The organism is Komagataeibacter swingsii (assembly GCF_003207895.1).
In the GTDB taxonomy this organism is placed as follows: Bacteria; Pseudomonadota; Alphaproteobacteria; order Acetobacterales; family Acetobacteraceae; genus Komagataeibacter; species Komagataeibacter swingsii.
Map to the genome: position 1 here is coordinate 294,899 of NZ_NKUB01000001.1, position 26,407 is coordinate 321,305.

A 26,407-nucleotide genomic window follows, 5' to 3' on the forward strand; every position below is an offset into this window, starting at 1 on the left:
GGAGATATGGGTTGCAAAACGCGCAACGTATGCCACATTCCGTGCACATGGCTGTTTCCGACAAGACCCGGCAGGCGCTGCCGGAACGTTCCGCCGCCGCCACGCTGCGCGGCCTTCTGCCCTATCTGTGGCCCCGCCATGACCTGCGCACCCGCCTGCGCGTGGTGGGGGTGTGCATCCTGCTGGTCGCGGCCAAGGTCGCCACCATTGGCGTGCCCTATGCCTACAGCCGGGTGATTGACGCCCTGCAGCCCGTGGCGGGGCGCGCGGCCATGATGCCGCTGGTGCTGATCGTGGGCTACGGCCTGCTGCGCATGGCGGCGGCGGGCCTGGGGGAACTGCGCGACGCCCTGTTCGCCCCGCTGCGCTACCGCATAAGCCGGATCGCGGCCATGCGCAGCTTCACGCACATGCACCAGCTATCATTGCGCTTTCACCTCAACCGCCAGTCGGGCGGGGTGACGCGGGCGATCGCGCGCGGGACGGAAGCGATCGAGACCCTGCTGCGCGTGGGCGTGTTCAACGTGGTGCCGACCCTGATCGAGGCGCTGATGGTCATCATCGTGATCTGGCGGCTGTTCGACTGGCGGTACGCGGCGGTGATGCTGGTGGCGGTGGCGGCGTATGTGGTGTTCACCATCAAGTTCACCTCGTGGCGGATCGGGCTGCGCCGCCAGATGAACGACATCAACAGCGAGGCCAGCTGGAAGGCGCTGGACAGCCTGCTGAATTACGAGACGGTCAAGTATTTCGGCAACGAGGAACACGAACGCAGGCGCTACGAGGACGCGCAGCGGCGGTACGAGGCCGCCGCCATCCGCACCCAGATCTCGCTCAACGGCCTGAATTTCGGGCAGGCTGCCATCATCGCGGTCGCCCTGATCGCCGTCATGCTGATGGCCGGGCGCGATGTGGAGGCAGGCCGCATGACCGTGGGGCATTTCGTGCTGGTCAACACCTACCTCATGCAGCTTTACCTGCCGCTGAACTTCCTGGGCAGTGTCTATTCCTCGCTGCGCAATTCACTGGTGGACCTTGAACACATGTTCGCCCTGATGGACGAGCAGGCCGACATTACCGATTCCACGCACGCGCTCGGCCTGCCCGCGCGGCTGGATGAAGCGCCCGCCGCCGACATCCGCTTCGAGGACGTGCATTTCAGCTACCGCCCCGACCGCGAGATCCTGCGCGGGGTCAGCTTCCACGTGCCCGCGGGCCACCGGGTGGCCATTGTCGGCCCGACGGGGGCGGGCAAGTCCACCATCAGCCGCCTGCTGTTCCGGTTCTATGACGTGACGGCGGGCCGTATCCTGATCGACGGGCACGACATCCGCGACTATTCGCAGGCGGCCCTGCGCGGGGCCGTGGGCGTCGTGCCGCAGGATACCATCCTGTTCAACGACACGATCGGCTACAACATCGCCTATGGCCGCCTTGGCGCCACGCAGGCGGAGGTGGAGCAGGCGGCGAAGCTGGCCTGCATCCATGACTTCATCATGACCCTGCCCGAAGGCTACGCCACGCGGGTGGGCGAACGCGGGCTGAAACTGTCGGGCGGGGAAAAGCAGCGCGTGGCGATCGCGCGGACCATCCTGAAGAATCCGCGCGTCCTGCTGCTGGATGAGGCGACGAGCGCGCTGGACACCCGTACCGAGCAGGACATCCAGGCCGCCCTGCACATGGTGGCCGCCAACCGCACGACCATCATCATCGCCCACCGGCTGTCCACCATTGTCGATGTGGATGAAATCCTTGTGATGGGACAGGGGCGGATACTGGAGCGCGGCACCCATCGCGCCCTGCTTGAACGCGGCGGCCTGTATGCCGAAATGTGGGCGATACAGGCCGAGGAGGAAGCCGCCGGGACCTGACCCGCATGGGCGTGGCGGTGGCGCGGGCATGGCCGCCCCGCACTGGTCAGCGGCGGCAAGGCAGTACATATCAGGAAGAACGCTAGAAGGAGCCGTGACATGACGGACACGAACAACCAGCCCCCCGAAGGGGACGCCATCCCCCCCGAACTGAGCCATTGCGGCGCGGTGGTGGACAAGGCCATTGAATACATGCTGGGCGAAAACCTGCCGCCGGTGGCCATTGCCTCGGCCCTGCTGGGCGGGTCGCTGGGGCTGCTGTCGCGCACCATGGGGCGCGAGACCATGCAGGCCATGCTGGAAAACGCGCTGCACAGCGTGCAGTCGGGCGAACTGCACCCCGACCACGACCAGAAGGCTGGCTGAGCAGGCAAGGGGGAAAGTGGGGACGAAATGCCACGCTTTGCCCCCCATGCCGGACAAAAAACGCCGAATCATGCTTATGCATCTTGACTGTTGGCGGTGGTTTGGCGATAAGCCGCGCCTAATCTAGACGATCCTTGCCGGGCATTTATGCCTCGGCCACAGTTATATCCGAGGATGATAAAATGTCTCGCCGCTGCCAGATCACAGGCAAGGGCGTGCTGACGGGCAACAACGTCAGCCACGCCAACAACAAGTCCCGCCGTCGCTTCCTGCCCAACCTGCAGGAAACCTCGCTGCTGTCCGATATCCTCGGCATGGCGGTTCCCATGCGCATGACCACCAACGGCATCCGCACGGTCGAGCACAATGGCGGCCTGGACGCGTTCCTGCTGTCCACCCCGAACCGCAAGCTGACGCCGGAAGCCATGACGGTGAAGCGCCGTATCCTGCGCGTTCAGGAAAAGAAGGCCGCTGTCGCCTGATTGCGACGGGGCCAGCCGCCATCCCGCGATGCCGGGGCGGCGGCGGCCCGTCCGTCGTAGATGAAGCCTGACTGAAGTCTGGTGCATTGTTCCGCTGTGCCGGTCTGCGTCGTCCATCTTGAAAAAGACTGAGGGCGGAAGCAGCGTACGGTTCCGGCAGGCGCGAAAGGGAAAGGTTCCCGTTCGCGCCCGTGTTGTCTTGTGGAGGTTCCCCCGTGTCCGCCAAGTCTGATCTGTCCCTGATTCGCAATATCGGTATTACCGCGCACATCGATGCCGGCAAGACCACCACCACCGAGCGCATCCTGTACTACACCGGTGTGTCCCATAAGATCGGTGAGGTGCACGAAGGCAACACCACCACCGACTACATGGCGCAGGAACGTGAGCGCGGCATCACGATCACCTCGGCTGCCGTGACGTGTGAGTGGGAAGGCCACCGCATCAACATCATCGACACCCCGGGCCACATTGACTTCAACATCGAGGTCAACCGCTCGCTGCGCGTACTCGATGGCGCGATCTTCATCATCGAAGGCGTCGCCGGCGTGCAGCCGCAGTCCGAGACCAACTGGCGCCTGGCTGACCGCTACAACGTGCCCCGCATCATCTTCATCAACAAGCTCGACCGTACCGGCGCCGACTTCTACTACGCCTTCAGCACGCTGAAGGAGAAGCTGGACATCGTCGCGATCCCGCTGCAGCTGCCCATCGGCGCCGAGGAAAACTTCGTCGGCGTGGTCGACCTGATCGAGATGCGCGCCATCATCTGGGAAGGTGGCGAGCTGGGCGCGAAGTTCCATTACGAGGAAATTCCCGCCGACCTGAAGGAAAAGGCCGCCGAGGCGCGCCAGAACCTGCTGGACACCGCGCTGTCGGTTGATGACGCGGCAATGGAAGAATATTTCGACAAGGGCGACGTTGACGTTGCGACGCTGAAGCGCTGCATCAAGAAGGGCACCATCAAGGGTGACTTCCGTCCCGTCCTGTGCGGCACGGCCTTCAAGAACAAGGGTGTCCAGCCGCTGCTCGACGCCGTGATCGACTTCCTGCCCGCGCCGAACGATGTCGAAGGCATCCGCATCGCCCCGCCGGAAGACGAGGAAGTGGACGAGAACAAGCTGCCGATCATCCCGGTTGACCCGGATGGCAAGTTTGCCGGCCTCGCCTTCAAGATCATCAACGACAAATACGGCACGCTGACCTTCGTGCGCGTCTATCGCGGCGTGCTCAAGACCGGCGACACCGTGCTGAACACGACCAAGGGCCACAAGGAGCGTATCGGCCGCATCTACCAGATGCACGCCGACAAGCGCGAGGAACTGTCCGAAGTCCATGCAGGCGACATCGCCGCCTTTGTCGGCCTGAAGGACAGCCAGACCGGTGACACGCTGGCCGACCCGGCCGACCCCGTGGTGCTGGAGCGCATGAGCTTCCCGATCCCCGTCATCGACATCTCCGTCGAGCCGAAGACGAAGGACGGCGTGGAAAAGATGACGCTGGCGCTGCAGAAGCTGTCGGGTGAAGATCCCTCGCTGCGCCTCAAGACCGACCAGGAAACGGGCCAGACCATCCTGTCGGGCATGGGTGAGCTGCATCTCGACATCATCATCGACCGCCTGCGCCGTGAATATGGCGTTGATGCGAATATTGGCGCGCCGCAGGTGGCCTATCGCGAAACGATCACCAAGCCGCATACCGAAACCTATACCCACAAGAAGCAGTCGGGTGGTTCGGGCCAGTTCGCGGAAGTGAAGATCGAGTTCGCGCCGGTCGAGCGTAACGAAGGCATCTCCTTCGAGAACAAGGTCGTCGGCGGCACCGTGCCGAAGGAATATATCCCGGCGGTGGACAAGGGCATCCAGGCGCAGGCCACGACCGGCGTGCTGGCCGGCTTCCCCACCGTGGACTTCAAGTTCACGCTGCTGGATGGCAAGTACCATGATGTCGACTCCTCGGCGCTGGCGTTCGAAATCGCGGCGAAGGCCTGCTTCCGTGAAGGCATGAAGAAGGCCGGCCCGGTCATTCTCGAGCCGATCATGGACGTGGAAGTAACCACCCCGAACGACCATGTCGGTGACGTGGTGGGTGACCTCAACCGTCGCCGTGGCATGATCCAGAGCCAGGAAACCGCTGGTTCCACCGTCATGGTCCGCGCGGCCGTGCCGCTGAAGGAAATGTTCGGCTACATCTCGCACCTGCGTTCGATGACCAAGGGCCGTGCATCCTTCACGATGCAGTTCCATCACTACGATCCGGTGCCCCGCAATGTCGCGGAAGAGATCATGGCGCAGTCCGCCTGATCTTTCCCGAAAGGGAGCATCAAAAAGGAACCGGCCCCCGAAAGGGGGCCGGTTTTTTTGTGCCTGCCCGGCACGGCGGCATGGGGAAGGCCGTGCCTGACCCAATGATCATCAGGCGCCGCCTGAAAACGGCGCATTGATAAAAATAAAAGTTTCTGGGCGCTGCCTTTTTTCAGGAAGACGGCGTTATGTGACGCTTTCTGAAAAAAGCTTCACCAGAAATGTCCTTCTTTTCAAACAGCCTCTCGGGGGGTGATTTTCATCCACCGCTCGGCCTGATGGCGCACCCGGCCATCATGTTCCAGCTTTTCCAGATGCGCATGCAGGTTCAGCCGTGCTGCCCGGCGCAGGCCGGGACGCAGGTTGTGGTACATGCTGTCCACGATTTCATCCAGCGTGCGGGGTTCAGTCGGCAGCAGGGCCAGTATGCTTTCCTCACGCGCGCGGCGGTGGGCGACCAGCCCTTCGATGCAGGCTTTCACATGCGGTATGGCGGGACCATGTGCTGGCAGCAGCAGGGGACTGCCGCGTTGCAGCAGGTAGTCCATGCTGTCCAGGAACTGCCGCACCGACCCATGCGGGGCGGGGGGCACCATGGTGGTGGACCAGCCCATGACATGGTCGCCGGTGAAGATGATGCCATCCCCGCTTTCAAGGCAGATATGGTCGCTGGCGTGGCCCGGCGTGTGCAGCACCCGCAATCCTGCGATTTCATCCCCGTCCCGCAGGCCGATATCGGGGGTGAATTCCGGCTCGGCGCTGGCATGGAAGCCGCAGACCGGAATTCCCAGCCGCGCGGCCAGCGGTCGCGCGCCCGCCAGGTGGTCCGCGTGGGTATGGGTCAGGATGACATGGGTGATCGGCCGCCCGCCCGCAGCCGCGACCAGCGCATCAAGATGGGCGGGGTCGGTGCTGCCGGGATCAATGACCACGCAGCCCCCGTCATGGTCCACCAGCCAGCTATTGGTGCCATTGCCGGTCATGGGGCCGGGATTGTTCGCCACCACCCGGCGTATGGCAGGGGTCTGGGGCAACGCCACGCCATGGGGCGGGGGTGGTTCGCTGATCCGCCACCCGTTGCGTGATGTCCTAGCCAAAGGCGCCGACATGGTGCATCACCCCGGTGCTGATTTCGCGCACCATCTGGAACAGGCGCTGCATCGGTTCGAAAATCTCGGTGTATTCGCGGTGGTAGGTGCCTTCCTGCCGGGGGCCGTGCGGTTCATGGAAATCAAGGTCGAAACTGCCATCCGAACGGTAGGGGAAGATGTTTTCAAGCTCCGCCAGCGCGCCGGGGATTTCAAGGCACAGCACCTTCAGCGTCAGCACGTCGCGCGAAAACGCATGGCGGGGCGAGAAATAGGGTACCTGTGTGGACAGCAGCCAGATCTGCTCGATGATCGCGATGCGGATGGCATGCAGCAGCAGTTCATCGGGGCGCATGCGCGGCGCGTCGGGCCATGCGCGCCGCAGGGCGAGGTGATCGGACTGGATGCGCCGGAACATCGCCTGCGTGCTGGCCCAGAAATCAAGGTTCTCCAGCCCGTGCATGAGCGACAGGCAGGCTTCCTGCCGGCCGGGGTCCTTCTGCGCCGTGGCGCGTTCCAGCCACATGTCCGGGTCCAGCAGGCGGATGACGCCGCGCAGCACGCCGTGGTCGGAATGCGCCAGCGCGTGGGCCGCGAAATCCATGGCGCGGCGGAAGCGGGGGCTTTCCGCCAGGTATTTCTCGAAGGTTTCGGGGTGGCGGGCCGCCGCCGTGCCCAGTCCCTGCAACGTGTTCGCGCACCATGCAAGCTGCTGCAGGATGGCGTTGTTGGGAATGGCGCGCAACTGGCTGGGGTGCTTGATGCGGGTTACGGTCGATGCCGCGTCACTCTGCCGCGCGGACGGGCGCGACCCGGTCTTGTCGATCAGTGATGGCCCGAACGCGCCCAGCAGGGCGGCATAGCCGGGGTCTTCCACCAGCCCGGTCATGCCATTGGCGATGGTGGCGAAGAAATCGGCGGAAAAATCCGGTTCGTCATAAACCGGGTCACGGTCCAGCGTGGTGGTGGCAAAGGCATGTTCGGCAATGATGCTGACGGTCGCATCCGCCAGCGCCTGCGTGCCGAACAGAAGGTAGCCATCCCCACCCTGAAAGGCGGTTTCCTCGCGCATCTGGATGCCCGCGCGGGCAAAACGGGCGCGGGCATGGGGCGGGGAGAGGTAGTCGAAACGGTCGGCCAGCCGGTAGGGGTGCGCGCCACGGCCAATGCTTTCGCCATGGGTATCGAACAGGATGACCTCGACAAAGGCCAGGTCCCACTTGCGCAGCAGGTCGCAGACCTTGATGCGCAGCCGTTCGATCAGGTAGGTCGCGGCAAGCTGCCCCACGTAACGCCCCGAGTCGGAAAAGCCGAACTGCAGGCTGAGCTTGCGCGTGCGCTGCAGGTAGGCGCGCCAGTGGGGGGAGCGCAGGGCTTCCTCGATGATCTGTTCGCCGTTTTCCAGTGCTTCCTGTGTCTCGAACAGCGGCGAGATCTCGATCATGTCCGCAACACCGTACAGCCGCGCCAGCCACAGCGCGGTCAGCAGGGTGTAGCCGGTCTCGGTCTCGGCGATCAGGAAGCGGATGGGGCTGGTGCGGTCGATATGGCGCAGGATCTGGCGCACCGTCATCATCAGCCGCCCGGCGCTGGCCTGTTCCATCAGCAGCGAGCCGAAGTCGATCTCGACCGGCTGTACGGTCTCCAGCGCCTCGTTCATGCGGCTGATCAGCGCGCGGCGCTGGGCCGGGATGTCGGGGCTGTCGGTAATGCCCAGGCGCTGGCGGGCGATGTTGTGCAACTGTGTCGCGTTCAGGCGCGTATGCGTATGCGCCGCCGACAGGCCATGCGCCATGAAGCCCGCCCGCGCTACCGCCAGGGTCATCCTGTCTTCAGGCGTCGCGGCGTCGATCGCCTCGCTGAAGGCGGCGTTCAGGTCGTTGGTGCTGGTCAGCGCGTCATTGCCGCGGGTGATCAGCACGTCGGCGAAGCGCGATACCGCCTCGGGTTCCGGCCCGGTGGGGCAGGCGGCGATCTGGGCGGCGACGGTGTCCAGCGCGGTCCGCACGCGCGGCAGCAGGTCATTGGCGCTGCTGGTCACGGGTTCGATCTGGTCATGCAGGCGGGCAAGCTGCATCTGCTTCATGCGCAGCCGCAGGCGCAGCGTGTCCCACCAGCCGATATCGGTGCGGCCGTCGGTGTCGTAGCCGACCCAGCTGGTCATGATGATGGGGCGCGGCGCCAGCGTGCACCATAATTGCGGCCAGTGGGTCCGCGCTTCGGACAGCAGGATGGTGTTCAGCCGGTCCAGCGCGTTGCGCCCGCGCAGGATGGCCTGCGTCGCCAGCGTGAACTCCTCATCCAGCGTGGGCGGCCCGACGCGGCGGTGGGTCAGGAAGGCGGGGACATGCGCCGGGGCCTCGGCAGGGTTGGTGGAGGCCAGATCCGCCAGCGCCTCGTAGACCGGGTTGGCCAGCGCGAAGGTGGGGTGGGCGGTAAACACGGCGGCAAAGCGGCTGCGCTCGATGGCGGCGCGGAAGCGCGCGATGGGCACGGGGCTGTCATCGGGGTCGGGCTGCACGATGCGGCGGGCGACGTCATGCATGCGCGCGGCCACCACTGCGTCGTCGGGGCCATCCAGGTAGGCGGCGATATGGTGCGCCCGCCCGGCAAAGGCCCGGTCACGCAGCAGGCGCACGATCTCCTCCACCAATTCCATCGACAGGGCGCCACCGGCCATCTGGCGGTTGATCTGACGGGCCAGCGCCATGACCGGGCTGCCGGTTGCGGTCTCGTCATGGCTGGCAATCAGTTGTTCCGCCTGGTGCAGCAGGTCGGAGACAGTCCGCGCGGCGGCTTCGGTCATCGTGTTGTCCTGTCATGAAAAATCGTCATGGTCTTTACCAAATCCCATGTTCGGCGACCGCCCGCAATGTCCACCATGGCATATTCACGCCTATTTGGCGCGTTACACCGAGTGTTGCTTGGGCTGGAGGGGAGACAATGGTATCAAGGACTTCATGAACGCTATTCCACAAACGGATCAGGACGCGCGGCGCACGCTGCTGCGTTACAAACGGTCTGCGACCGGCCTGCTGGCGGCCATGGCCGGGTTGACGGTGGCGGGGTACGCCCTGCCGCAGATGGGCTGGCTGGCGGAGCGTCCGTGGCTGGAAATCCTGCGCTCGGGCACCAAGGCCGGGGTCGTGGGGGGGCTGGCCGACTGGTTTGCCGTGACCGCGCTGTTCCGCAGGCCGATGGGCCTGCCGATTCCGCACACCGCCATCCTGCCCGCGCAGAAGGAACGGCTGGCGCAGGCGCTGGGGCGCTTCGTCTCGACCAACGTGTTCACCGAGCAGGAGGTCGAGGCCGCGTTCAGCCGCATCGACCTGCCCTCCATCATCGGCAACATATTGCAGGAACCCGAAACGGCGGACATGGTCAACCGCGCCGTGCTGGGGTCCGTGCCGCACGTGCTGGACCGGCTGGAGGACGGGCGGGCGAGTTCCGCCATCGCCCGCATGCTGCCGACCCTGCTGGGGGGGGAGGAAATCGCCCCCGTCATTACCCGCAGCCTGCGCGCGATGGTGGAAGGGGACTGCCACCAGGAAGTGCTGTCCTTCCTGCTGTCGCGGCTGAAGGAAGGCATCAAGGCCAAGGAACCGGCCCTGCGCACGATGATCGAGGAGCGCGTGCGCGAACAGGGCGGCCGCGTGCTGGGCTGGGCCATTGGCGGTTCGATCGCGACCAAGGTGCTGCTGGCCGCGGGGCAGGAACTGGACCGGATCGACCCGCAGAATTCAGAATTGCGTGAAGGGTTCACCACATGGGTCCGGGCCGAGATCGACCGGATCGAGCAGGACCCCGTGCGCCGGGGGGAAATCACGGACGCGGTGATGGGCGTGCTGACGCATGACAGCGTGCGCGGCTGGAGCAGTGACGTGTGGCGCCGCCTGCGCCGCCTGATCGAGGAAGACATGGACAAGGGGCAGACCGGATGGCTGTCCTCCATTGTGCGTGACGCACTGCAACGCCTGGCGGAACAGATGTATCATGACGCCACCATGCGCAAGCGGATCAATGACGGCGCGCGTGGCATGATCATGGGCAGCCTGCCGTTCCTGCGCGACCGGATGTCGCGGTTTATTTACTCGGTCGTAAATGGATGGGACGCGGAAAGCCTGAGCGACCGGCTGGAGCTGCGTGTGGGCAAGGACCTGCAGTATATCCGGCTGAATGGCACGCTGGTTGGCTTTCTGGCCGGGTGCGGGCTGTCCGTGCTATTGCAGCTGATATTCGGAACCGGGATCGGGTAGGACAGGGCTGCATGCAACGATTGGACTTGACGACGCGTGGCTGGTAGCCCATCTGAAACTTCAGGAAACAGTACTGTTCCGGTCCAATTATGCAGGGCGACCGGAACAGGCGGGAGAGCGGAATGCTGAAACTGTCGAAACTGACCGATTATGCCGTCGTGGCTCTGGTCCGGCTGGGACAGAAGGACGAGGTCACGACCTCGCCTGTCCTGTCGCGTTCGACCGGCATTCCCGAACCCACCGTGGCCAAGGTGCTCAAGATCCTCGCGACACAGGGCATCGTGACATCACAGCGCGGCGCGCGCGGCGGCTACAGGCTGGCCCACCCGCTGGAGGAAATCTCGATCGCGGCCGTGATCCAGGCGATCGACGGCCCGATATCGCTGACCACATGCGTGGATGGCGGGGATTGCGACGCCCGGTCCACCTGCGGCCTGGGCGGCCAGTGGGACATGGTCAACGCCGCCATCCGCAGCGCCCTGTCCGCCATCACGCTGGCGGACATGAAGAACCATACGGTCATTGACCGACTGGACGGCCTGCGCACGCCGTCCATGCCCGGCGGCCCTGCGGCCACGGCCTGAAACAGGGGGAGGAAAGACACATGCCGGCAGTAGCCGAAACCCGCAAGACGGTCGAAACCCTGGGGCAGAACACCTATAAATGGGGGTTCGAGACCGATATCGAAATGGATATCGCCCCCAAGGGCCTGAACGAGGATACGATCCGCCTGATCTCCAGCCGCAAGAAGGAGCCGGAATGGCTGCTGGAATGGCGGCTGAAGGCATACCGGTCGTGGCTGGAAATGCGCGAACCCACATGGGCCAAGGTCCATCACCCGCCCATCGATTACCAGGACGTGCATTACTACGCCGCCCCGCGCAAGAAGCCCGGGCCGAAATCGCTGGACGAGGTCGATCCCGAACTGCTGCGCACCTATGAAAAGCTGGGCATCCCGCTGCACGAGCAGGCCATGCTGGCGGGCGTGGAAGTGCCCGAGGGGCAGGAAGCACGCGCGCCCATCGCGGTTGACGCCGTGTTCGACAGCGTGTCCGTCGCCACCACCTTCCGCAAGACGTTGCAGGAAGCCGGCGTGATTTTCTGCCCGATTTCCGAAGCGGTGCAGGAACATCCCGAACTGGTGCGCAAATACCTGGGCAGCGTGGTGCCGGTGACCGACAATTTCTACGCCGCCCTGAACGCCGCCGTGTTTACCGATGGCTCCTTCGTGTTCGTGCCCAAGGGCGTGCGCTGCCCGATGGAACTGTCCACCTATTTCCGCATCAATGCGCGCAATACCGGGCAGTTCGAACGCACGCTGATCGTGGTGGAGGACGGGGCGTCCGTCTCCTACCTCGAAGGTTGCACGGCGCCGATGCGTGATGAAAACCAGCTCCATGCCGCCGTGGTCGAACTGGTGGCGATGGAAGATGCCTCGATCAAGTATTCCACCGTGCAGAACTGGTATCCCGGTGATGAAAACGGCCGGGGCGGCATCTACAACTTCGTGACCAAGCGCGGCGCATGCCGTGGCGCGCGGTCCAAGATTTCATGGACGCAGGTGGAAACCGGGTCGGCCATTACGTGGAAATATCCGTCATGCATCCTGCAGGGCGAGGGATCGGTGGGCGAGTTCTATTCCGTCGCCGTGACCAACAACCACCAGCAGGCCGATACCGGCACCAAGATGATCCATATCGGGCGCAACACGCGTTCGACCATCATCGCCAAGACCATCAGCGCCGGCCAGTCCGACAGCACCTATCGCGGGCTGGTGCGCATGATGCCCAAGGCATCGGGCAGCCGTAACTTCACCCAGTGCGACAGCCTGCTGATCGGCGACCGCTGCGGGGCGCATACCGTGCCCTATATCGAAAGCCGCAACATGTCCGCGCGCGTGGAACATGAGGCGACGACATCCAAGATATCGGAAGACCAGCTTTTCTACTGCCGCCAGCGTGGCCTGTCGGAAGAAGACGCAGTGGGCCTGATCGTGAACGGGTTCTGCAAGGATGTCCTCAAGGAACTGCCGATGGAATTCGCGGTGGAAGCGCAGAAGCTTCTGCAGATCAGCCTAGAAGGCAGCGTGGGCTAACAGGGATTCAAAGACGTGAGCAAGCAATTCGTAAGCATCAATGGCCTGTGCGCCCGCATCGAAGACGGGGAGACCCACAAGGAAATCCTGCGTGGGGTCGACCTGGAAATCCCGGCGGGTGAGGTCCACGCCATCATGGGGCCGAACGGTTCGGGCAAGTCCACCCTGTCCTACGTGCTGGCCGGGCGCGAGGATTACGAGGTGACCGGCGGCTCGGCCACCTTCAAGGGGCAGGACCTGCTGGCGCTGGAACCCGAGGAACGCGCCGCCCTTGGCCTGTTCCTTGCGTTCCAGACGCCGGTCGAACTGCCGGGCGTGAACAACGCCAACTTCCTGCGCACCGCCGTCAACGCCGTGCGCCGCGCGCGCGGGCAGGCGGAACTGGACGCCGTGGCCTTCCTGAAGGCCGTGCGCAAGGAAACCAAGCATCTGTCCATGTCGGACGAGATGCTCAAGCGCAATGTGAATGTCGGCTTTTCGGGTGGCGAGAAGAAGCGCAACGAAGTGCTGCAGATGCGCATGCTCCAGCCGTCCTTCGCCATCCTGGACGAAACGGATAGCGGTCTGGACATCGACGCCCTGCGCATCGTGGCCGAAGGCGTGAACTCCCTGCGCTCGCCTGACTTCTCGGCGCTGGTCATCACCCATCACCAGCGCCTGCTGGACTATATCGTGCCCGACCGCATCCATGTGATGGCCAAGGGCCGCATCATCCACAGCGGTGGCCCCGAACTGGCCAGGCAGCTTGAGGCACAGGGTTATGCCCAGTTCCTGTCGGAGGCGGCGTGAACGCCATCACACCGGTCGGGGTCAATGCCTCCGCCTTTCTCGACCGGGGTGATGTAACGGGCAATGCCCAGCGGCGGAAGGCCGCCGATTTCCTGCGCCATGCCGGCCTGCCGCGCGCGGGGGTGGAGGCATGGAAATACACCTCCCTGCGCGCATTGGCCGACGTGCCGTTCACCGCCGCGCCGCATGCGGTTGATGGCGGGGCCGTCGATACCCTGCTGGCGGAGGTCGAGACCATTTCCGGCCTTGGCGCGGGCGCCAGCCGCGTCGTGTTCGTGAACGGGTCTTTCGATGCCGGTCGTTCACGCCTGCCCAAGGGCGTGCGGATTTCGACGCTGGCCGCGGGCACGCTGCCTGATGACGGGATCGACCCGGCGGGGGATGTCACCACCGCGCTGAATACCATCCTGGCGCGCGACGGGCTGGATCTGGTCGTGCCCGCGGGCGTGGATGGCGGCTGCCTGCTTCTGGTCAGCATCGGCCAGGTGGACGCGGCCGGGCCGGTTTCCTTCCACCCGCGCCACCGCGTCGTGGTGGAGAAGGGCGCACGCCTGGCGCTGCTGGATGCATCGGTCGGGCGGGGGCAGTACCTGCACAATCCGCTCTATGACATCACGGTGGCGGATGGGGGCTACCTGTCGCATGCCCGTATTCAGGCCGAAGGCAAGCAGGCCGTGCATCTGGCGGTCAGCCATGCCCGCGTTGCCGCCGGTGGCGTCTATGACAGTTTTACGCTGACGCTGGGGGCCAGCCTGTCGCGGCATGAGGTCCATGCCGGGCTGACGCAGGCGGGTGCCCGTGTGCATGTCAATGGCGCGCAGCTCCTGTCCGGCCACCAGCATGGCGACCTGACCAGCGTGATCACCCATGCCGCACCTGACTGCGTATCGCGCCAGACGGTCAAGAATGTCCTGTCCGACCACGCGCGTGGCGTGTTCCAGGGCAAGATCCTTGTCGAGCGTATTGCGCAGAAGACCGATGGCTACCAGATGAACCAGGCGCTGCTGCTGTCCGATGGCGCGGAAATCGACGCCAAGCCGGAACTGGAAATCTACGCCGATGACGTAAAGTGCAGCCACGGCGCCACCGTGGGCGCGCTGGATGATGACCAGCTGTTCTACCTGCGCAGCCGTGGCATCCCGGGTGCTGCCGCGCGTTCCATCCTGATCCGCGCCTTCCTGCATGACGTGGTGGACCAGATTGATGACCAGCGGCTGAAGGACAGCCTGAACCTGGCCGTAGAGGCATGGTGGACGCGGGAGGTCGCATGATGGACCAGACTGTAGCCAGCCCCGCGGACATCGCGGGCAGCCTGCGCCATATCCGGGCCGATTTCCCGATCCTGTCGCAGAAGGTGCATGGCAAGGACCTTGTGTTCCTCGACAGCGCGGCCTCCGCGCAGAAGCCGCGGCAGGTCATCGACGCCATGGCGGACACCATGCGCACCCAGTACGCCAACATCCATCGCGGGCTGTACTGGATGAGCGAACGCACGACGGAAGCCTATGAGGCCGTGCGCGACCAGGTGGCGGCCTTCCTTGGCGCTGGCGCGCGGGAGGAAATCGTCTTCACCCGCAACAGCACCGAGGCGATCAACCTTGTCGCCCATTCCTTCGGTTCCCTGCTGAAGCCGGGGCAGGTGGTGCTGGTGTCCGAAATGGAACACCACGCCAACCTTGTGCCGTGGCAGATGTTGCGGGACCGCACGGGTATCGAACTGCGCGTGACCCCCATTACGGATGATGGCGCGCTGGACATGGACGCCCTGGCGCGCAACCTGTCCGACGGGCGGGTGGCGCTGGTGGCGATCACCCACATGTCCAACGTGCTGGGCACGATCACGGATGCCCGCGCCATTGCCGACATGGCGCATGCGGCGGGGGCGAAGGTGCTGTTCGATGGCAGCCAGCTTGCCGTCCATCGCCGCGTGGACGTGCGCGCGCTGGATGCGGATTTCTATGTGGTGACCGGGCACAAGCTGTATGGCCCGACCGGCATTGGCGTGCTGTGGGCGCGACGCGAGATCCTGGAGGCCATGCCGCCTTTCCTTGGCGGTGGCGACATGATTTCCACCGTGTCGTTCGAACGGTCGACATGGGCCAGTGTCCCGCATAAATTCGAGGCCGGCACCCCCGCCATCATCGAGACCATTGGGCTGGGCGCCGCCCTTGCCTATATCGAATCCATAGGCTTTGACGCGATCGGCGCGCATGAGGAAGCCCTGACCGCCCATGCGCTGAAGGCGCTGGGCAATGTCAGCGGGCTGAAGGTGATCGGGACCGCGCCGGATCGGGGCGGGGTGATTTCGTTCACCATGGATGATGTCCACCCGCATGACATCGCCACCCTGCTGGACCGCAACGGCATCGCGGTGCGGGCAGGGCATCACTGCGCCGAGCCGCTCATGCGCCGGCTTGGGGTCTCGGCTACCGCGCGGGCCAGCTTCGGCATATACACCACGCCGGAGGAAATCGACTTCCTGGCCGCCACGCTGGAACAGATACGCGGCTTTTTTGTCTGATGGCGTGACAGTCATGGCGCAGGATGATCTGTATCGCACCGTGGTGCTGGAACGGGCCAGGGCACCACGTTATTCTGGCCCGCTGGCAGGCGCGCAGATGCGGGGGGAAGGGTCGAACCCCCTGTGTGGTGACCGGGTGCGGTTGCAGGCCAGTGTGGATGCGCAGGGCCGGGTTGCGGCATTGCGGCATGAAACGCGGGGCTGCGCAATTTGCGCGGCGTCTGCGGACCTCATGGCGGAACGGGTGACCGGGCAGGATCGCGCCCGGATCAGCCAGTTGCATGCGGACCTTGCGACGGCTGTTGAAACAGGTATGGCCCCCGAGGGCCTGGATGAACTTTCGGCTTTTGCGCCCTTGCACCGGCATCGTTCGCGTATCCGCTGTGCGATGCTGCCATGGTCGGCGCTGGTCGAAATGCTCAATGATGACAAAGACAGGTGAAAGTCCCATGGACGAGAAAAATCAGGTAGCGCCTGCCATCGGCATGGCAGAGGGAGCCGGGCATTTCTCCCTTGAGGGCAAAGACACGACGCCCGATCCCAAGGCCGAACCCGTATCAACGTGGACGCCGGATGGGGAAAAACCGGCTGAAGCCGCGGCCAGCGCCAGCATGCCGGATGAAGACACGGTCATTGCCGCGATCGCCACCGTGTATGACCCGGAAATCCCGGTCAATATCTATGAACTTGGCCTGATTTACGCCATCGACCTGCATGAGGATGGGTCGGTCAAGGTCGAGATGACCCTGACCGCCCCCAATTGCCCCAGCGCCCAGGAACTGCCGGTGCAGGTCAAGGAAGCGGTGGAAAAGATCGATACGGTCACCACCGCCACGGTGGAAATCGTGTGGGAGCCGCCATGGGACATGTCGCGCATGAGCGAAGATGCGCGCCTTGCCCTGAACATGTTCTGAACCCAGCAAGGGGAACGTGCCATGACTGAACATAACGCCACGACCACCACCACCACCACCACTGCCGCCCCGCGCCGGGCGCTGCCGCCGCTCATGACCCTGACGGACCGGGCGGCGCAGCGGCTGGAAAAGCTGTACCAGACCAACCATGCCGGGCACATGCTGCGCATTGCCGTCTCGACCAAGGGCTGTTCGGGCCACGCCTATGACATGAGCTTTGTCGAACAGGCCGGCCCGGGTGACGAAGTGGTGGTGGACAAGGGGGTGACCCTGCTGGTGGACCGCAAGGCGACGTTGTTCCTGATCGGGTCGGTGATGGATTACGAGGTCAAGCAGCTTGAATCCGGCTTCACCTTCAGCAACCCCAATGAAAAGGGGCGCTGTGGCTGCGGGGAAAGCTTCCACGTCTGATACAAGGCAGCGGTCTTTCGAAGCTTTTTGAAAAAAGCTTCATCAAAAACCGTTGCCGTCTTACCGCCGGTTGCGGCGGCCTGCCCCCGGCAGGGTCAGCACGCAGACGGATTCGACTTCCGCCGACCACAGGAACTGGTCAATAACCGTCACGCTATCCAGCCTGTAGCCTGCATGGCGCAGGGGCGTCAGGTCACGTTGCAGGGCTGCGGGATTGCAACTGACATAGATGACGCAGGCCGGCCTGCCCGCCACGATCTGGGCGATCTGCGCGCCGGCCCCGGCATGGGGCGGGTCCAGCACGACCGCCGCCGCCTTGGCCAGATCGGTGGCCATGACCGGCTGGCGGTTCAGGTCACGCAGCGCGGGCAGGACGCGCGTGCCGCCACTGGCCTGTTTCAGGCAGGCAAGGGCGGCGCGATCACCTTCATAGGCATGTACCTTGGCCAGTCCAGCCAGTGCGAAGGACAGCGTGCCACAGCCCGCGTATAATTCGATAATCCCCGCTTTCAGCCCCTTGCGCGGCAGCCCCGCCACGACGGCGGCCTTGATAAAGGCTTCCCCCGCCCGCACGGGTTGCAGGAAGGCGCCCGGAGGCGGCGCCACGCGCACGTCATCAAAATGATGGAAGACCGGCCCGGTCAGGGCCAGTGTCTCCGGCGGGCGGCCCTGCAGTGATATGCGCGGGACGCCATGCGCCTTGCCAAACTGCGCCAGGATACGCCGGTCATTGGCGTCTGGCGTGCCATCCATCGTAATCAGCAGGTCGGGACCACTATCCAGCAGGTTGATCTGGATATCACCACCCGCATGCACGGCCGGCAGCGAACGCAGCATGGCGCGCAGCGGGGGCAGCAGGGCGAAAAGCGTCGGGTCGAGCAGCATGCATTCGCTCATGTCCACCACATCGCCACGACGGCGGTGCAGGCCCAGCACGATCTCTTTCCCGACGCGGCGGAAGGCCAGGTCAACCCGGCACCTGCCATGCGGGCCGACCTGATGGGCCTGTGGCGTGGGAATGGCGTCAAACCCCACATGTCGCAGGGCCTCGACCACGCGCCCCGTTTTCCAGTCCAGCAGGGCCGGTAGCGCCATGTCCTGGATGCGGCAGCCGCCACAGGCGCCGAACAGATGGCACGGGGCGGGCACGCGATCGGCCCCCGGCGTCACCACGCGGGCAAGCGTGCCGTGCGTACCGTCATGCGCCGCCAGCAGGATTTCATCACCCGGTACCGTGCCGGGCACGAATATCCGCCCCTGCGGGGTCTGGGCCACGCCATCCCCGTCATTGCCGAGTGCGATGACCCGGACGGCCTGCGCCACTGCGTTTTCCATTCCCTGTCGCCGCCCGAAGGGCAGAGGCCCTATTCGTTCGCCGGGATGACGGATTTTTCCCGGCGCGGCAGTTGCATGAAGGCCGGGACGTCACTGCCAAAGCCGGTCACCGGCTGATCCGGCGCGGCAGGCAGCAACCCGGAGTCGCGACGCGGGGATGGCGCTGCGGAAGGGCCGCCCGCCGTGCCGCCCTGCGCCCTGCGCGGCTTGCGCGGGGCAGGAGTCGCGTCTTCGGCGGCCACTGCCGGGGCGGCGGGCGCTTCCTGCTGCGGGGCTGGCGTTGCCGCACTGCCCTTGCGGGCGGGCTTGCGGCGGCCATTGCCACGGGGTTCGTCCGACCATTCCAGCGTTTCGACGCCGGGGATTTCGATTCTGGGAATGGGCTTGCCTGTCAGTTTCTCGATGGCCTGGACCAGCGCCTCTTCATCCGGCGTGGCCAGCGTATAGGCGTGGCCGGTGCGGCCCGCGCGGCCGGTACGGCCGATTCGGTGGACGTAATCCTCGGCATGGAACGGCACGTCGAAATTGAACACATGCGACAGGCCGCCAATGTCGATCCCGCGCGCCGCGATGTCGGAACAGACCAGGATCTTCAGTTCGCCGGTCTTGAACGCTTCAAGCGTCGAGAAACGCAGCGACTGCGCCAGGTCGCCATGCAGGGCGCCCGCCGAAAAACCATGCTTGATCAGGGATTTGCACAGCACGTCGACATCACGCTTGCGGTTGCAGAACACGATGGCGTTCTGCATGTCGGCCGCCCGCAGCAGCTTGCGCAGCGCGCGGCGCTTTTCCTTGGCGTCGACAATGGCCAGTCCGGTCACGATGGTTGACGCGACGGAGGAGGGGCGGCTGACCGTGATTTCCTTGGGGTTGTTCAGGAACATGTCCGCCAGCCTGCGGATTTCCGGCGCCATGGTGGCGGAGAAGAACAGCGTCTGGCGCAGCGGCGAGAGCATGTTCACGATCTTCTCGATATCGGGAATGAAGCCCATGTCCAGCATGCGGTCCGCTTCATCGATCACCAGCAGCCGGGTCTGGGTCAGCAGCAGGCCGCCGCGTTCGAACAGGTCGATCAGCCGCCCCGGCGTCGCGATCAGCACGTCCACGCCACGGTTCAGCACTTCCTTCTGTTCGGCCATGCTTTCGCCGCCGATCAGCAGCGCATGGGTCAGCTTGAGGTGCTTGCCGTAATTGACGAAATTCTCCGCGACCTGCAGCGCGAGTTCGCGCGTGGGTTCAAGGATGAGCGAACGCGGCATCCGCGCCCGCGCCCGTGACCCGGACAGGATTTCCAGCATGGGCAGGGTGAAGGACGCGGTCTTGCCGGTCCCGGTCTGGGCCACGCCCAGAACGTCGCGCCCCATCAGCACATACGGGATGGCCTGCGCCTGGATGGGGGTGGGATGACGGTATCCCATCTCATCAATCGCCTGCTGGATGGGTTCGGACAGGCCAAGTTCGGAAAACAGCGGCAATGCGTCCTGTTCCGCGGGGGCTTCCGGGGTGGGGATGTCAGTGGGGGCGACCCCGTCCGTGCTGGCGGCGGGGGCTGGGGCTGCCGCCTTCTTTGCGGAGCGGGCCGGGGCGGAGGACGTTTTTTTGGCGCTCAAATTACTCTCGAACGTATCAGCAGATGAATATGGCCCCGTCCGATTGCCACCGTGTCGCGCTGTATCAGGCTGCCGTCCCTGATGTACCTGCAGCAATGCAGGGAAGGGGAGTGCGGCATGCCCGGGTCAGGTGCCCTGCCGTGCCACATTCCCTGTGCCTACCCATATTTGCAACGGAAATCAAGGGGACGTGAGGATTGTCCCCGTAATTTCAGAACGGATGGGCCAGGCAGCCACAGATGATGGTCAGCACGCCGATGCCGGTGTTGAGCATGACCAGCGAGCGGATCGAGTCGAACGTGCCCTGCTGCGGGCGCAGCGCGCGGCGCGCCTTCTGGTAGGGACCGAAATAGATGCGTGCGAAAATGCCGGCCATGACCAGCCCGAACAACTGCATGAGGTTGATCGGCCATGGCACCACCGCAAACCCGCCATCGTGATAAATCAGGAGCCAGCCCGTAATCAGCACCATCGGCATGGTATGCCATACGATACGGAAGAAACGGTTGAGCGTCTGCAGGTGGACGGAGGCGCGCTGCGTTCCATCCAGCAGGCTGAGGCTGGGCTTGAGCACGAAGGCCGCATAGATCATGCCGCCAACCCAGGCCGCCATGCCGGTTATGTGGAGTGCGAGCACAAGGCTCCAGACTATGGGATAGGACATGACGCCTCCTTGCGGGGGTGGATGGGTAAGAACAATCCGTGCCACGCGGGGCAGGATACGGAATGCTTGTTTCCCCATTCCTGTATCATGCGCAAGACCGGTCACGCAGCCAAAGTTGCCGAAAGGGGGAAGGACATCATGACCATGGATGAAACCGCACATGTGGCCGCGCGCCACCTGCTGCTGCCCACGCCTGATGAAATGGGGCGGATCGACGCCGCGGCCGCCCGCCACGTGCCGGTGGCCGTGCTGATGGAAAACGCGGGCCGGGCCGTCGCCCGCGCCATACGCCGGCACATGCGCCCGTGCCGCGTGCTGGTGCTGTGCGGTCCCGGCAATAATGGTGGTGACGGATACGTGACCGCGCGCAGGCTGGCGCAGGAAGGCTGGCCGGTATCGGTCGCGGCCCTTGCCCCCCCACATCCCGGTGGGGATGCCGCCGCGGCCGCCGCACTGTGGCGCGGGCCGGTCGTGGCGTTCACGCCTGAAAACGCCGCCCGCTTCGACCTGGTGGTCGATGCGGTGTTCGGCGCGGGGCTGAGCCGGGACATCGGCCCGGACGTGGCGGCGGTGCTGGAGGCCGCCCCCCGGCTGGTCGCCATCGACATGCCGACGGGCGTGGACGGGGCGACGGGTGCCGTCCGGGGATACGCGCCGCAGGTGGAGATGACGGTCACGTTCTGCCGCCTCAAGCCCGGGCACCTGCTGCTGCCGGGGCACACGCTGTGTGGCCGGACCGTGCTGGCGGATATCGGCATCGGGGAGGACGCCGTTGCATCGGTGCCGATTCGCACATGGCATAACGCGCCGGGCTTGTGGCGCACGCCCGCATGCGGGCCGACCAGCTATAAATACAGCCGTGGCGTTGTCAGTATATGTGGCGGGCGTGAAATGCCGGGCGCGGCGCGCCTGTCGGCGGCGGGCGCGCGGGGCGCGGGCGCGGGTCTTGTGCGGCTGGCGGCGGGCGATGGCGCGGATGTGTACCGCATGACCGCGCCGCCGGGGCTGATCGTCGATTCAGGCGCGCTGGCCGGGCTGCTGCAGGATTCGCGCCGCCATGTATGGGTCTGCGGGCCGGGCCTGTCGGTGGAGGAAGTGGCGGAAACCTTCCCGGCGCTGGTGTGCGCGGGCCGGGACGTGATTGCCGATGCCGGGGCGTTCACCATGGCGGCGGGACAGCCCGACCGGCTGAAGGGGGCCGCCATCATCACCCCGCATATCGGCGAGTTCTCGCGCGTGTTCGGCAGGCCGGGGCCGGACCGCGTCGCGGCGGCGCGGCAGGCGGCGGCGCGGACGGGGGCGGTGACCGTGATGAAGGGGCCGGACACCATCATCGCCAGCCCCGACGGGCGGGTGGCGATCAACAGCCACGCCACCCCCATGCTGGGTACGGCGGGGTCGGGCGATACGCTGACGGGAATCATCGCGGCCCTGCTGGCGGCGGGCATGCCACGCTGGGATGCGGCCTGCGCGGGGGTGTGGATGCATGGCGATGCGGCGCTGCATGCCGGGGAATGGCCGGTCGCCGAGGATTTTGACCGCCATCTTGGCGCGGCGCGGGCACGGGCGGAGCTTGAGGCAAAAAAAGTTTTAGGCTGAAAACGCCATTCGGGCCGCGTGGGATATTGCCCCGTGGCCAATGGTGCGCTAAAGCCCCGCGCTTACAGCCTGGGCACAGTGCGGGCGTGGTGGAATTGGCAGACACGCCAGATTTAGGTTCTGGTGACGCAAGTCGTGGGGGTTCAAGTCCCTCCGCCCGTACCAAGATCCCGGCAAGTCGCGTTATGCGAGCAGACGTGGTGGCCAGACCGGCCTATTGCGTTCTTTGACACGTTCTGACCGAGAGGATGGCCTGGCAGATGCAGGTTACTGAAACGCTTTCCGATGGCCTGAAACGCGGGTTTACCGTTACGGTGCCTGCTGCGGAAATCGAGAGCAAGCGCACCGCGCGCCTGAAAGAAGTTGGACAGTCCATGAAGCTGCCGGGCTTCCGCCCCGGAAAGGTGCCGATGAGCATCCTGCAGCAGCGTTTTGGTGAATCTGTCCAGGGCGAAGTCCTGGAACAGGTTGTAAGCGACGCAACCCGCACCCTGCTGGATGAGCGCGGCCTGCGCCCGGCCATGCAGCCCAGGGTTGACCTGGTTTCCGGCAGCGAGCCGGGCAGCAAGGAAGACCTGAAGTTCACGGTCGAGTTCGAGGTCCTGCCCGAAATCACCATCCCCGACCTGTCCGGCCTGTCGCTCGTGCGGCTCAAGTCCGAAGTGAACGCCGAGACCGTGGACAAGGCCCTGACGGAAATCGCCAGCCGCCAGCGCGAGTTCGAAAAGGTCGAGGAAGACCGCCCCGCCGCCAATGGCGACGTGGCCGTGGTTGACTTCGTGGGCAAGATCGATGGCACGGCGTTCGAAGGCGGTTCCGCCGATGATGTCAGCGTCGAGCTGGGCGGCGCGGGCTTCATTCCCGGTTTCGCCGAGCAGATCGAGGGCATGAAGGTCGGTGACGAAAAGGTGATCACCGTGACCTTCCCCGCCGATTACGGCGCGGAGCACCTCGCGGGCAAGGAAGCCACCTTCGACATCAAGCTCAAGGAACTCAAGCGCCCGGTCGAGGCCAAGATCGATGACGAGCTGGCCAAGAAGCTCGGCTTCGACGGGCTGGAGCAGGTGCGTGAACTGATCTCCAAGCAGGTCGGCCAGGAATACGAGCAGCTGTCCCGCCTGCGCCTGAAGCGCGAACTGCTGGACAAGCTGGCGGAAAAGACCGATTTCGAAGCCCCTCCGGGCATGGTTGACGCCGAATTCGCCCAGATCTGGAACCGCATCGAGGAAGACCGCAAGGCCGGTCGCCTGGATGAGGAAGACAAGGACAAGGACGAGGACACGCTGCGCGCCGACTATCGCAAGATCGCCGAACGCCGCGTGAAGCTGGGCCTGCTGCTGGCTGAAATCGGCCGCGTGAACAACATCACCGTGACGCAGGAAGAAATCGTGCACGCGGTGCGCGCCGAAGCCGCGCGCTATCCCGGCCAGGAACAGGCCGTGTTCGAGTATTTCTCCAAGAACCCGCAGGCTGTTGACGGCCTGCGCGGGCCGATCTTCGAAAACAAGGTCATCGACTACATCGTCGAGCTTGCGAAGGTCGAGGACAAGGACGTGACGCCGGAAGAACTGGCTGAAATGCCGGAAGCTGACGTCTGATCCGCTTTCGCGACATAGGTGGCGCATGCGGCGCGCGGAAGGGGACTTCCGTGCGCCGTATGTGTTTGCGGACAGATGAACACGCATGGTTTGTCACCCCCGTTCATGGCAAAATGACAGGGGTGGGGTGGTATCTGGCGTGTTTGTCTCTATTTTGTCATAAGTAACCGGGAAGGGTCCGGCTGCGCCCGCGTTGTCCGCGCATCTTTTGCCGGTAATCGTGCGCAGGACGGGGCCTTGCTTTTCAGGACGGGAATATGGCTATGAGGGATCGGGATCCCGTAGAGATCTTCAATAACGCTCTGGTGCCCATGGTGGTGGAGCAGACCTCCCGCGGGGAACGGGCATTCGACATCTATTCCCGCCTTCTGCAGGAACGGATCATCTTTCTGACCGGGCCGGTCTATGACCAGGTTTCCGCCCTTGTGTCGGCGCAGCTGCTTTATCTGGAAAGCGTGAACCCGAGCAAGGAAATCTCGTTCTACATCAACAGCCCCGGTGGCGTTGTGTCGGCGGGACTGGCGATTTACGACACCATGCAGTACATCCGCTGCCCCGTCAGCACGGTGTGCATCGGGCAGGCGGCGTCCATGGGGTCGCTGCTGCTGGCCGGTGGGGAAAAGGGGCGGCGATTCGCCCTGCCCAATTCCCGTGTCATGGTGCACCAGCCCTCCGGCGGCGCGCAGGGACAGGCCAGCGACATCGAGATCCAGGCGCAGGAAATCCTGACCATCCGCAAGCGCCTGAACGAAATCTACAAGGAGCATACCGGCCGCACGCTTGAGGAAATCGAGCAGAAGCTGGAACGCGACAGCTACATGTCGGCGGAAGAAGCGCAGGCATTCGGTATTGTCGATGAGGTGGTCCGTCGTAACGTTGCGTCAAAACCTGCGGAGTAATCTGCACAGGGAAGCGCGCGCAGGTGCGCTTCCTGCCCCTGTGGGTGAAGATCACCTGCGGCGTGCCGTGCCCCCGTGGCCCGGCCGCAAGGTATGGAGAAGTTCCCCCACGTGGGAATAGGAGCGGTTATGAATAACAAATCCGGCGATTCCAAAAATACGCTTTACTGCTCGTTCTGCGGCAAGTCGCAGCACGAGGTCCGCAAACTGATCGCCGGTCCCACCGTGTTCATTTGCGATGAATGCGTCGAATTGTGCATGGATATCATCCGTGAGGAACACAAGACGCATCTGGTCAAATCACGCGACGGCGTGCCGACGCCGCGGGAAATCTGCAAGATCCTGGATGATTATGTCATCGGGCAGGGACACGCGAAAAAGGTGCTGTCGGTTGCGGTGCATAACCATTACAAGCGTCTGGCCCACGCCCAGAAGAACAATGATGTCGAGATCGCGAAATCCAACATCATGCTGATCGGGCCGACGGGTTCGGGCAAGACGCTGCTGGCGCAGACGCTGGCCCGCATCCTCGACGTGCCCTTCACCATGGCCGACGCCACGACCCTGACCGAAGCCGGCTATGTGGGCGAGGATGTGGAAAACATCATCCTCAAGCTGTTGCAGGCGGCGGATTACAACGTGGAGAAGGCGCAGCGCGGCATTGTCTATATCGACGAGATCGACAAGATTTCGCGCAAGTCGGACAATCCTTCCATCACTCGTGACGTCAGCGGCGAAGGCGTGCAGCAGGCGCTGCTGAAGATCATGGAAGGCACCGTCGCCTCCGTGCCGCCGCAGGGCGGGCGCAAGCATCCGCAGCAGGAATTCCTGCAGGTCGATACCACCAACATGCTGTTCATCTGTGGTGGTGCGTTCGCGGGGCTGGACAAGATCATCAGCGCGCGCGGCAAGGGTTCGGGCATCGGCTTTGGCGCCGATGTGCAGTCGCCTGACGAACGCCGGATGGGTGCGGTGCTGCGTGACGTGGAGCCTGAGGACCTGCTGAAATTCGGCCTGATCCCCGAATTCATCGGTCGCCTGCCCGTTGTCGCGACGCTGGAGGACCTGGATGAGGCAGCCCTGATCGAGATCCTGACCAAGCCCAAGAACGCGCTGGTCAAGCAGTATGCCCGCCTGTTCCAGATGGAAGACGTGCAGCTTACCTTTACCGAGGACGCATTGCGCCAGGTGGCCCAGCGCGCCATCGCGCGGCGCACCGGCGCGCGTGGCCTGCGCGCCATTCTGGAAAGCATCCTGCTGTCGACCATGTTCGAACTGCCCGGCCTGAAGAATGTCGAGGAAATCGTGGTCAACAAGGAAGTGGCCGAAGGCAAGGCGCAGCCTGTCTATGTGTATGGGAAGAACCAGCCGGCCGAACAGTCTGCCTGACGGCAGGGGCCGGCTTACGCCGAAATGCCATCACCGGGCTTGTGGTGATGGCGCGTCGTGACAACATGAAGTGAAGTTGTCGCATATGCGGCGCGACGGAGGGGCAGGCCGCAATGTCCGGGTGCCCGTCCGGGATCGTCCATCAGGAGGTCAAAAAAACAACATGTCTGAAACTGACAGGCTGAATCCCGTCCCTGACGGGACGGAAACGACGGAC

At 64.5% G+C, this 26,407-nt stretch carries 22 protein-coding genes and 1 tRNA gene; 18 read left to right on the forward strand and 5 right to left on the reverse strand.

Translation table 11 applies throughout. The annotated features are described in order from the left end of the window. The first annotated feature begins 29 nt into the window (after nt 1–29). From CFR76_RS01420 to fusA, 4 genes are all read left to right on the forward strand, one after another. Entirely contained in the window at nt 30–1,871 is a 1,842-nt protein-coding gene (locus tag CFR76_RS01420) for an ABCB family ABC transporter ATP-binding protein/permease (RefSeq protein ID WP_110555476.1), read from the forward strand. 99 nt (nt 1,872–1,970) lie between these two features. Next, the gene (locus CFR76_RS01425) at nt 1,971–2,237 is read left to right on the forward strand and encodes a hypothetical protein (RefSeq protein ID WP_110555477.1); all 267 of its coding nucleotides are present in this window, start codon (nt 1,971–1,973) and stop codon (nt 2,235–2,237) included. 182 nt (nt 2,238–2,419) lie between these two features. After that, nucleotides 2,420–2,719: a 50S ribosomal protein L28 gene (gene rpmB / locus CFR76_RS01430; protein WP_025438933.1), complete on the forward strand. Its 300-nt coding sequence runs from the start codon at nt 2,420–2,422 to the stop codon at nt 2,717–2,719. Between the two features lie 215 nt (nt 2,720–2,934). Next, nucleotides 2,935–5,022, forward strand: a complete 2,088-nt coding sequence (gene fusA / locus CFR76_RS01435) for an elongation factor G (RefSeq protein WP_025438932.1) — start codon at nt 2,935–2,937, stop codon at nt 5,020–5,022. 233 nt (nt 5,023–5,255) lie between these two features. On the opposite strand, the gene CFR76_RS01440 is transcribed toward fusA, so the two are convergent. Both CFR76_RS01440 and CFR76_RS01445 read right to left on the reverse strand, forming a co-directional pair. After that, nucleotides 5,256–6,131, reverse strand: coding sequence for an MBL fold metallo-hydrolase (locus CFR76_RS01440; protein ID WP_110555478.1), 876 nt, complete (start codon nt 6,129–6,131; stop codon nt 5,256–5,258). Further along, a complete protein-coding gene (locus CFR76_RS01445; RefSeq protein WP_110555479.1) occupies nt 6,112–8,916 on the reverse strand; it encodes a phosphoenolpyruvate carboxylase in 2,805 nt (934 codons plus the stop codon). Before CFR76_RS01445 ends, CFR76_RS01440 begins: the two co-directional genes overlap by 20 nt. 154 nt (nt 8,917–9,070) lie before the next feature. Here CFR76_RS01445 and CFR76_RS01450 point away from each other — a divergent pair, with 154 nt between their 5' ends. The 9 genes from CFR76_RS01450 (at nt 9,071) to CFR76_RS01490 (ending at nt 17,096) form a co-directional block, all read left to right on the forward strand. Next, nucleotides 9,071–10,366 (forward strand): DUF445 domain-containing protein, encoded by a 1,296-nt coding sequence (locus CFR76_RS01450; protein ID WP_110555480.1) that lies wholly within the window; start codon nt 9,071–9,073, stop codon nt 10,364–10,366. Between the two features lie 122 nt (nt 10,367–10,488). Continuing rightward, nucleotides 10,489–10,950, forward strand: a complete 462-nt coding sequence (locus CFR76_RS01455) for an SUF system Fe-S cluster assembly regulator (protein WP_110555481.1) — start codon at nt 10,489–10,491, stop codon at nt 10,948–10,950. A 20-nt stretch (nt 10,951–10,970) separates the two neighbouring features. Next, complete coding sequence (sufB, locus tag CFR76_RS01460) at nt 10,971–12,461, forward strand: Fe-S cluster assembly protein SufB (RefSeq protein ID WP_110555482.1); 1,491 nt, start codon at nt 10,971–10,973, stop codon at nt 12,459–12,461. A gap of 15 nt (nt 12,462–12,476) precedes the next feature. Further along, entirely contained in the window at nt 12,477–13,250 is a 774-nt protein-coding gene (sufC, locus tag CFR76_RS01465) for a Fe-S cluster assembly ATPase SufC (RefSeq protein ID WP_110555483.1), read from the forward strand. After that, complete coding sequence (sufD, locus tag CFR76_RS01470; protein WP_110555484.1) at nt 13,247–14,521, forward strand: Fe-S cluster assembly protein SufD; 1,275 nt, start codon at nt 13,247–13,249, stop codon at nt 14,519–14,521. The genes sufC and sufD overlap by 4 nt, the downstream gene beginning before the upstream one ends. After that, nucleotides 14,521–15,771, forward strand: coding sequence for an aminotransferase class V-fold PLP-dependent enzyme (locus CFR76_RS01475; RefSeq protein ID WP_110555552.1), 1,251 nt, complete (start codon nt 14,521–14,523; stop codon nt 15,769–15,771). Before sufD ends, CFR76_RS01475 begins: the two co-directional genes overlap by 1 nt. 13 nt (nt 15,772–15,784) lie before the next feature. Next, the gene (gene sufU / locus CFR76_RS01480; RefSeq protein ID WP_110555553.1) at nt 15,785–16,213 is read left to right on the forward strand and encodes a Fe-S cluster assembly sulfur transfer protein SufU; all 429 of its coding nucleotides are present in this window, start codon (nt 15,785–15,787) and stop codon (nt 16,211–16,213) included. A gap of 7 nt (nt 16,214–16,220) precedes the next feature. Then, a complete protein-coding gene (locus CFR76_RS01485) occupies nt 16,221–16,685 on the forward strand; it encodes an SUF system Fe-S cluster assembly protein (RefSeq protein ID WP_110555485.1) in 465 nt (154 codons plus the stop codon). A gap of 21 nt (nt 16,686–16,706) precedes the next feature. Then, entirely contained in the window at nt 16,707–17,096 is a 390-nt protein-coding gene (locus tag CFR76_RS01490; protein ID WP_110555486.1) for a HesB/IscA family protein, read from the forward strand. Nucleotides 17,097–17,156: 60 nt separating this feature from the next. On the opposite strand, the gene CFR76_RS01495 is transcribed toward CFR76_RS01490, so the two are convergent. From CFR76_RS01495 to CFR76_RS01505, 3 genes are all read right to left on the reverse strand, one after another. Then, nucleotides 17,157–18,431: a class I SAM-dependent RNA methyltransferase gene (locus CFR76_RS01495; RefSeq protein ID WP_110555487.1), complete on the reverse strand. Its 1,275-nt coding sequence runs from the start codon at nt 18,429–18,431 to the stop codon at nt 17,157–17,159. A 29-nt stretch (nt 18,432–18,460) separates the two neighbouring features. After that, nucleotides 18,461–20,041 carry a DEAD/DEAH box helicase gene (locus CFR76_RS01500; protein WP_110555488.1) on the reverse strand — a complete coding sequence of 527 codons (1,581 nt, stop codon included), beginning with the start codon at nt 20,039–20,041 and terminating at the stop codon, nt 18,461–18,463. Nucleotides 20,042–20,252: 211 nt separating this feature from the next. Next, nucleotides 20,253–20,705 (reverse strand): CopD family protein, encoded by a 453-nt coding sequence (locus CFR76_RS01505; protein ID WP_110555489.1) that lies wholly within the window; start codon nt 20,703–20,705, stop codon nt 20,253–20,255. A 138-nt stretch (nt 20,706–20,843) separates the two neighbouring features. Here CFR76_RS01505 and CFR76_RS01510 point away from each other — a divergent pair, with 138 nt between their 5' ends. The 5 genes from CFR76_RS01510 to clpX all read left to right on the forward strand — a co-directional run bounded on the left by CFR76_RS01510 (nt 20,844) and on the right by clpX (nt 26,190). Beyond that, complete coding sequence (locus CFR76_RS01510; protein WP_110555554.1) at nt 20,844–22,304, forward strand: NAD(P)H-hydrate dehydratase; 1,461 nt, start codon at nt 20,844–20,846, stop codon at nt 22,302–22,304. Nucleotides 22,305–22,384: 80 nt separating this feature from the next. Next, nucleotides 22,385–22,469 (forward strand) — tRNA-Leu (locus CFR76_RS01515). Nucleotides 22,470–22,564: 95 nt separating this feature from the next. Beyond that, nucleotides 22,565–23,902, forward strand: a complete 1,338-nt coding sequence (tig, locus tag CFR76_RS01520; RefSeq protein WP_110555555.1) for a trigger factor — start codon at nt 22,565–22,567, stop codon at nt 23,900–23,902. 263 nt (nt 23,903–24,165) lie between these two features. Next, a complete protein-coding gene (locus CFR76_RS01525) occupies nt 24,166–24,801 on the forward strand; it encodes an ATP-dependent Clp protease proteolytic subunit (RefSeq protein ID WP_010506376.1) in 636 nt (211 codons plus the stop codon). Nucleotides 24,802–24,930: 129 nt separating this feature from the next. Continuing rightward, on the forward strand, nt 24,931–26,190 hold the full coding sequence (clpX, locus tag CFR76_RS01530; protein WP_025438914.1) for an ATP-dependent Clp protease ATP-binding subunit ClpX: 1,260 nt from the start codon (nt 24,931–24,933) through the stop codon (nt 26,188–26,190). The last annotated feature ends 217 nt before the right edge of the window (nt 26,191–26,407 follow it).